This window comes from Pantoea sp. RCC30.1, from assembly GCF_058148845.1.
Genome location: NZ_JBXUHX010000062.1, coordinates 1 through 8,585 on the forward strand (window position 1 = coordinate 1; position 8,585 = coordinate 8,585).

Genomic DNA, 8,585 nt, shown 5'->3' on the forward strand with positions numbered 1-8,585 from the left:
GGCCCACTTCGTCAAATGCCATGACCACCATCGCCGCGCCATAACGCCGGACCTGGCGCGCATGGTGGATAAAGGCCGCTTCACCCTCCTTCATCGAAATAGAGTTCACGATCCCTTTGCCCTGAATGCACTGTAGCCCTTTCTCAATCACTTCCCATTTCGAGGAGTCGATCATAATCGGCACACGGGCAATATCGGGTTCGCCCGCAATCAGATTCAGAAAGCGCACCATCGCCGCTTCGGCATCGAGCATGCCTTCATCCATGTTGATGTCGATGATCTGCGCGCCGCTCTGTACCTGCTGCAGCGCCACGTCCAGTGCTTCGTTGTATTTCTCTTCTTTGATCAGCCGTTTAAATTTTGCTGAGCCGGTGACGTTGGTGCGCTCACCAACGTTAACAAACAGGGATTCTGCGGTGATGTTCAGTGGCTCCAGACCGGAGAGGCGACAGGCTACCGGAATCGTCGGCAAGGGACGCGGCGCGACGCCTTCAACCGCCGCTACCATGGCCGCAATATGTTGCGGCGTGGTGCCACAGCAGCCGCCAATAATGTTCAGGAAGCCCGAAGTGGCCCATTCACCAATCTGCTCCGCCATCAGCTCCGCATCGAGATCGTATTCGCCAAACGCGTTCGGCAGACCGGCATTGGGATGGGCAGTGACGTAGCCTTCGGCGATACGCGACAGCTCCGCCACATACTGACGCAGCTCATCCGGCCCCAGCGCACAGTTCAGGCCAAAAGAGAGCGGTTCGGCGTGACGCAGGGAGTTGTAAAAAGCTTCCGTAGTCTGGCCAGAGAGCGTCCGGCCGGAAGCGTCGGTAATGGTGCCGGAGATCATCAGCGGCAGCGTCACACCCAGCGCTTCCATCTCGGTCTGCACCGCATAGATGGCCGCTTTAGCATTCAGCGTATCGAACACCGTTTCGATCATGATGAGGTCGGAACCGCCCTCCACCAGCGCGCGGGTCGATTCACGGTAGGCTTCCACCAGCTGATTGAAGGTGACGTTTCGGTAGGCGGGATCGTTGACGTCGGGTGAGATCGAGCAGGTGCGGTTGGTCGGGCCGAGTACACCCGCGACATAACGCGGACGATCCGGCGTTTTCGCCGTCCATGCATCGGCGCAGGCTCGCGCCAGCCGGGCCGCTTCGAAATTGATCTCCGCCGATAGACTTTCCATCTGGTAATCCGCCATCGCAATCGACGTGGCGTTGAAGGTGTTGGTTTCGAGAATATCCGCCCCTGCAGCCAGATAGGCGTCGTGGATCTCGCGGATCACGGCTGGTTTACTCAGCACCAGCAGATCGTTATTACCTTTAAGATCACAGGGCCAGTCAGCGAAACGGCTGCCACGATAATCCTCTTCCTCCAGCCGATAGCTCTGGATCATGGTGCCCATGCCGCCATCCAACACCATAATGCGTTGTGCGAGCTGCTGATGTAGCGCGTCGATTTTATTGCTCACTGTTGCCCCATTCACGTCAGTCTGCTGGCGGAAAAGTCCGTTTTTCATTCTGGCACAAGCTTGTCAGGCGACAAAGTAACCTCGATGGAGAGATTAACAGGCACTGCCTCACAGGTCTGACCAGAAAACCAGCATTTGCAAACCGCGCGATTAAAACGAAAATGATTTCCACAATATAAAAGGAGAAACAACGATGGCAACGCCCGTTCCCGTTAAGCGCGGTAAGAAACCCCGCGGCACCCCTGTCGCCGCACCCGCGGGCGGTCAGGTCCAGTCGCTGACGCGTGGTCTGACATTGCTGGAGCTGATTGCTGATTCACATGGCAGCGTGGCGCTGACCGAACTGGCGCAGCAGGCGGGTTTGCCTAACTCCACCACGCATCGCCTGCTCAGCACCATGCAGCAACAGGGTTTTGTCCGCCAGGTGGGCGATCTCGGACTGTGGACAATCGGCGCGCACGCTTTTGTGGTCGGCAGCAGTTTCCTGCAAAGCCGTAATCTGCTGGCGCTGGTTCACCCGGTGCTGCGAAGCCTGATGGAGCAGTCCGGTGAGACAGTGAATCTGGCGGTGCTGGATCTCGGTGACTACCAGGCGGTAATCATTGATCAGGTGCAATGTACCCAGCTGATGCGGATGTCCGCGCCGATTGGCGGCAAGCTGCCGATGCATGCGTCAGGCGCAGGCAAAGCGTTTCTGGCGCATCTGGGTGATGAACAGGTCACCGCCCTGCTGCATCAGAAAGGATTGCACTACTACACGCCGAAGACTCTGATGTCGCCGCAGAGCCTGAAAGAGAATCTGGCGCAGGTTCGCAAAGCGGGCTTTTCGCTGGATGATGAAGAGCATGCACTCGGATTACGCTGTGTCGCCGCGCCCATCTATGATGAACATGGCGAGGCGTTTGCCGCGCTCTCCATCTCCGGCCCCATCGCCCGCATGACAGACGATCGGATTACGGAGTTAGGTGCGCTGGTCATCCGGGAAGCGCGTCAGGTTACGCTGGCGTACAGCGGTCGTTAACAGCCCCTGCCGCGTAGCAGACGCTGAAACGCTGCGTCTGTCGCCAGGCGATCACCTCTTCCACATGACCCTGGGCGATGCGCTGCTGCTGCGCGCGCCACCAGCGGGCGTCGAATATCTCCGGATGCAGTTGCAGCAGCAAGGCGCCGGTCGCGGCTTCACTGCATAATGCATAGCGAAAGGTTTCCGGGAAGACATCGTCTGGCCCGACGCTGTACCACGGTTCGGCACTCAGTTCATCTTCCTCATAGCGCGCCGCTGGCACCTCCCGGAAGTTCAGCTCCTGCATCGGGCGAATCTCATCGTAATCGTAAAAAATCACCCGGCCATGGCGGGTTATGCCGAAGTTTTTAAACAGCATATCGCCAGGAAAGATATTGGCGGCCGCCAGCTGTCGGATGGCGTTGCCATACTCCTCAATAGCATGACGTCGCTCTCCTGCATTGGCCTGCGCCAGATAGAGATTAAGCGGCTGCATTCGGCGCTCCAGCCACAGATGATGAATGATAAGGCGATCGCCTTCGATGTGCAGCTTCTCTGCCACGCAGGCGTGGAGTTCCGCCAGCAGCGCCGGTGAGATGCGCGATAGCGGCAGCGCAAACTGCTCAAACGCCTGCGTATCCGCCATCCGTCCCACGCGATCGTGCTCTTTGACCTGTTGATAACAGGCGCGGACCTGCGCTTCCGTCACCTCTTTTTGCGGCGCGAAGCGATCCCTGATGACTTTGAATACCCAGTCAAAGCCCGGCAGCGTGAAGACCAGCATCACCATGCCGCGCACGCCAGGCGCGATCTCAAAGGCGGTATCACTCTCTGCCAGCGCCTGAAGATATTCACGATAGCTTTCGGTTTTACCGTGCTTCTGGCAGCCAATCGCCATATAGCGCTCAGCCAGCGTTTTTCCGGGCAGAATCGGTTGCAGCCAGGCGACCAGCGCCGCTGGCACCGGGGCATAAACCATGAAATAGGCGCGGGCAAAACCAAAGACAATACTGGCGTCATTCACATCGGTCAGGCAGGTATCGATCCACAGTTCGCCGCTTTCAGTGCGCTGTATCGGCAGCAGACACGGAAAAATGCCCTCCGGCAGATGCAGGCGCGCCACCAGCCAGGCGGTTTTGTTGCGATAGAAGAGTTCACTGTTGACCTCGAGCCAGCCCTGGCTCAGCCGGGGGAAATGTGACTCCAGGTGGCGGACAATCCAGCCGACATCGCGCCCCCGATGCTGCCACGGCAGTGTCAGAGGTAAATCTCCAAGCACCTGCTCCACCAATGCCCGCCAGCCCCGCTCCGGCTGATAACGACGTGATAAGGGCCGCAAAGGTGTGACCGGTGCGGTCAGGGACTGAGAGCTGATAATAAACAGCCGGTCCGGCTGCAGGTCGGCATGTCCATGTAACCGACAGTAGACGGAGTTAAAGAAGCTTTCGGCAATCTCATGCCGTGGATAGCCGGGCAGCAGGCTTTGATAGTGATCCTTGACCCGTAGCCAAAAAATCTCATCCCAGTTGGCCGCGCCGTTCAGCACCCGCAGCTGATCGGCAACCAGACTGACGTGATGATCATAGAGATGAATGCGGGCCTTCATGGCATGCTGCACTGCCTGCCATTCCGCCTGCTCAAAACGCTGCTGCGCCCCGGCGGTAATATCCAGAAAACGGCCATACTGAGCATCAAAACCCTGCAGGATAGTGCAGGCGATCAAGGATTCGCGTGGCGGCATAGTCAGCTCCGGTCAATGCCCGCCCGCATGGTGCGGGCGGGGAATCCGTCAGAGGAGAAGCGTCAGAACTGGTGCTCTTCGGTCGAACCAGTGAGCGCGGTGACCGAGGACTTACCGCCCTGAATGATGTTGGTCACCTGATCGAAATAGCCGGTGCCGACTTCCTGCTGATGTGATGAGAAGCTGTAACCGCGATCGCGGGCAGCGAACTCAGGCTGCTGAACCTTTTCCACGTAGTGACGCATCCCTTCTCCCTGGGCATAGGCATGGGCCAGATCGAACATGTTGAACCACATGCTGTGGATGCCCGCCAGCGTGATGAACTGGAAGCGATATCCCATGTCGCTGAGCGCCTGCTGAAATTTTGCGATGGTGTGATCGTCGAGGTTCTTCTTCCAGTTGAACGACGGTGAACAGTTGTAGGCCAGCAGCTTGCCGGGGAAGCGCGCATGAATAGCATCCGCAAAGCGCTGCGCCATCGCAAGATCCGGCGTCGAGGTTTCACACCACAGGATGTCAGCATAAGGTGCATAGGCCAGTCCGCGGCTGATGGCCTGTTCAATACCGGCATGGGTGCGGAAGAATCCTTCTGCCGTCCGGTCGCCACGGATAAAGGGACGATCGTATTCATCGCAGTCTGAGGTAATCAGGTCAGCGGCGTCGGCATCAGTGCGGGCCAGCAGTACGGTTGGCACACCCATCACATCGGCAGCCAGCCTTGCCGCCACCAGTTTCTGAATAGCTTCCTGAGTCGGTACCAGCACTTTGCCGCCCATGTGACCGCATTTTTTTACCGCCGCCAGCTGATCTTCGAAGTGGACCGCCGCCGCGCCCGCCTGAATCATCGCCTTCATCAGCTCATACGCATTCAGCACGCCGCCAAAACCCGCTTCCGCATCAGCAACAATCGGCAGAAAGAAATCGGTATGCCGGCTGTCACCCTTTTCAATGCCGCTGGACCACTGAATCTGGTCGGCGCGCTGGAAGGTCTGATTAATGCGGGTCACCACTTCCGGCACCGAATTCACCGGGTAGAGCGACTGATCGGGATACATCTGCCCTGCCACGTTGGCATCTGCAGCCACCTGCCAGCCAGAGAGGTAGATTGCTTCGATGCCCGCTTTGGCCTGTTGCAATGCTTGTCCACCACTCAGCGCACCCAGGCTATTGATATACCCTTTCTTCGCCTCGCCATTCAGCAACGCCCATAACTTTTCCGCGCCGCGCTCTGCCAGCGTACAGGCAGGCAGGACCGAGCCGCGCAGATTGACGACTTCTGCTGCGCTGTAAGGGCGGGTAATGCCCTCCCAGCGTGCGGTCTGCCAGAGTTGTTCCAGTTGATCGATCTGTTGAGTACGTGTCATGGCAATAGCTCCTCTGTTCAGGGGATCAGGCGGTAGCCTGGCAGGGTAAGAAAGGAAACCAGCTCGCGTTCGGTGGTGATCTGCGCCATCAGCTGTGCCGCGTCGTCATAGCGACCGGCGCTGAATTGGGTTTCGCCCAGCGCGTTTTGCAGCAGATGCAGCTCTTCGTTCAGCCAGCGCAGAAACAGTTCGGCCGTGACCTGCTGGCCACTGTTCAGCACTTGCTGATGACGAATCCATTGCCAGATTGAGGTGCGTGCGATCTCTGCAGTGGCGGCATCCTCCATCAGCCCGTCAATCGGCACACAGCCGTTACCACTGATCCAGGCTTCAAGGTATTGCAGCGCAACGCGGATGTTGGCACGCATTCCCGCTTCGGTACGCTCCCCCTGACAGGGCGCGAGTAATTGCTCCGCCGTGATCGGGGCATCCTCTTCCCGCATGACATGCAGTTGGTTAGGCCGGTCACCCAGCGCGGCATTGAAGACCGCCATTGCGGTATCTGCCAGGCCCGGATGCGCAATCCAGGTGCCGTCATGCCCATTGCCCGCCTCCCGCTGCTTATCCTCCGTCACGCGCTGCAACACCCAGGCATTGCGCGTCGGATCTTTAGCAGGGATCAGGGCTGACATTCCGCCCATCGCGAATGCTCCCCTGCGATGACAGGTTTTAATCAGCAGGCGCGAGTAAGCATCCAGGAACGGCTGAGACATGGTGACGGACTGACGATCCGGCAGTACGCGATCCGCATGCTGTTTCAGGGTTTTGATGTAGCTAAAAATGTAATCCCAGCGGCCGCAGTTGAGGCCAACGATGTGATCGCGCAGATTCCACAGGATCTCATCCATCTGAAACACGGCGGGTAAGGTCTCGATCAGGACAGTGGCTTTGATCGTGCCACGCGGCAGATCGAACTGATCCTCGCTGAAGCTGAAGATCTCACGCCACCAGGCGATCTCCTGCCAGCTCTCGGTTTTCGGCAGATAGAAGTAGGGCCCGCTACCTTTGGCCAGTAATGGCCGGACGTTGTGGAAGAAATAGAGCGCAAAATCAAACAGTCCGCCTGGAATGGTCTTACCCTGCCAGCTGACATGTTTTTCTGACAGATGCAGGCCGCGCACCCGACACATCAGCACCGCAGGCGCCGCGCCGAGCTGATAAATTTTGCCTTTGTCGCTGGTATAACTCAGGGTGCCCTGTACTGCTTCGCGTAGCGTCAGCTGCCCTTCAATCAACTTTGACCACTCCGGAGACAGTGAATCCTCAAAGTCGGCCATAAAGACTTTAACGTTTGAGTTCAGGGCGTTAATCACCATTTTCCGGTCGGGTGGGCCGGTGATCTCGACCCGACGATCCTTTAAATCTTCCGGAATGGATTGAATGCGCCACTCGCTAGCTCTTATGGAAGCGGTTTCCATATCGAAGTCTGGCAGATAGCCCTGATCATATCGTTGCTGACGCTGCTGGCGAGCCGATAGCAGTCCTTCGCGTTGCGGTGCAAAGCGTGCAACAAGAGCCTCCAGAAAAGAAATAGCTTCGGGCGTTAACAGCTGCTGTTTGGCATGGCTAAAGGGCTGACTGAAATTCAGGGTATGGCTGATCACTGAGTCTGTCATGCTGGCGTTCTCCTGTATTCAAAGGATCGAATGCAGCGGATCCATACGGTGTTTGTTTTGTGAGCTACAGGATCAGAGCATAATCATTTATTTTTCTAAATCAAAAACTATTTCCATTTTTGTAATTTAACCTATCTATCCTAATGTTTTATATGTAATTAAATTTTTATTTATTAAAGGAACAACTTTCACTGCTGTTTTAAACGCAAAAAAAACCGTGTTGCCATCGGCTAACACGGTTCAGTTGATCTTCGGGCGGGACTATTCCAGCGTCGGATTCATGCGGCGCAGATCGAACGGCGTAATCTGGTAAACGTAGTAGTTGAGCCAGTTGGAGAACAGCAGATTGCCATGACTACGCCAGGTAGCGCGCGGTGGCAGGACCGGATTGTCCTGGGGGAAATAGTTATACGGGACTTCCGGATTTACTCCGGCTTCATAATCGCGATGATACTCACCAGACAACGTCAGCGCGTCATACTCCGGATGGCCAGTAACAAACACCAGGCGTTTGTCTTTACTCGCCATCAGATAGGCACCGGTTTGTTCCGATTCAGCAAACAGCTCAAGATCGGTGTAATCCGTGATCAGTTGAGTAGGAAAATCAGCATAGCGTGAGTGTGGCGCAAGGAAATTATCATCAAAACCCCGGGTCAGTAACGCATGAGGATGCAGTATCTGGTGCTCATAGACGCCAGACAGTTTGTTATGTCGGGTTTGCTTGGGAATGCCATACAAAATATTAAGCGCAGCCTGCACTGCCCAGCAGACAAACAGAGTTGAGGTGACGTGCTCATTTGCCCAGTGCAGAACGCGCTGAATCTGGGGCCAGTAGGCCACATCATTAAAATCGACCAGCCCGAGTGGTGCACCTGTCACGATTAAGCCGTCATAGTTGTCGTGCTGGATATCTTCAAAATTGCAGTAGAAGTTGTTGAGGTGCTCAGTAGGCGTATTGCGTGATTCGCGGCTGTCGATGCGCAGCAGCTGAATATCGATCTGTAAGGGCGAGTTGGAAAGCAGACGCAGAAACTGATTCTCTGTTTCGATCTTTTTCGGCATCAGATTCAGTATGAGCACTTTAAGCGGTCGGATCTCCTGAACACTGGCACGCGACGATGTCATGACAAAGACATTTTCGTCACGTAAAAAATTCACTGCCGGTAATTCGTCGGGAACCCTGATTGGCATAACCTGCTCACCTCTCGCAACCATATAAACGTTTAGACATCTGGATGCCCAACATTAGCGTGATCGTTGTGAGATGTCGAGGTTTCATGCAGAAAATGAAAATGTTTCAGCTTAAAGTGGCATATTGCAGACGTAAAAAAGCCCCGCACTTCCGTGCGGGGCTTCTTCACTTATATAATGCCTGGCAGTTCCCTACTCTCGC

General features: G+C 56.1%; 6 protein-coding genes. 1 reads left to right on the forward strand and 5 read right to left on the reverse strand.

What is annotated here, in order from left to right:
- The coding region (locus AC2LB6_RS24195; protein ID WP_490095422.1) for a homocysteine S-methyltransferase family protein at window positions 1-1,516 on the reverse strand (1,516 nt) is incomplete at its 3' end.
- Between the two features lie 145 nt (window positions 1,517-1,661).
- On the opposite strand from AC2LB6_RS24195, the gene iclR reads away from it, so the two are divergent.
- Window positions 1,662-2,489, forward strand: coding sequence for a glyoxylate bypass operon transcriptional repressor IclR (gene iclR, locus AC2LB6_RS24200; protein WP_490095423.1), 828 nt, complete (start codon window positions 1,662-1,664; stop codon window positions 2,487-2,489).
- On the opposite strand, the gene aceK is transcribed toward iclR, so the two are convergent.
- The 4 genes from aceK to metA all read right to left on the reverse strand — a co-directional run bounded on the left by aceK (window position 2,464) and on the right by metA (window position 8,383).
- Entirely contained in the window at window positions 2,464-4,212 is a 1,749-nt protein-coding gene (aceK, locus tag AC2LB6_RS24205; RefSeq protein WP_490095424.1) for a bifunctional isocitrate dehydrogenase kinase/phosphatase, read from the reverse strand. The two genes, iclR and aceK, sit on opposite strands and share 26 nt — an antisense overlap.
- A gap of 62 nt (window positions 4,213-4,274) precedes the next feature.
- Entirely contained in the window at window positions 4,275-5,576 is a 1,302-nt protein-coding gene (gene aceA / locus AC2LB6_RS24210) for an isocitrate lyase (protein WP_490095425.1), read from the reverse strand.
- Between the two features lie 17 nt (window positions 5,577-5,593).
- A complete protein-coding gene (gene aceB, locus AC2LB6_RS24215; RefSeq protein ID WP_490095426.1) occupies window positions 5,594-7,192 on the reverse strand; it encodes a malate synthase A in 1,599 nt (532 codons plus the stop codon).
- Between the two features lie 261 nt (window positions 7,193-7,453).
- Window positions 7,454-8,383: a homoserine O-acetyltransferase MetA gene (gene metA, locus AC2LB6_RS24220; protein ID WP_283546543.1), complete on the reverse strand. Its 930-nt coding sequence runs from the start codon at window positions 8,381-8,383 to the stop codon at window positions 7,454-7,456.
- Window positions 8,384-8,585 lie beyond the last annotated feature (202 nt).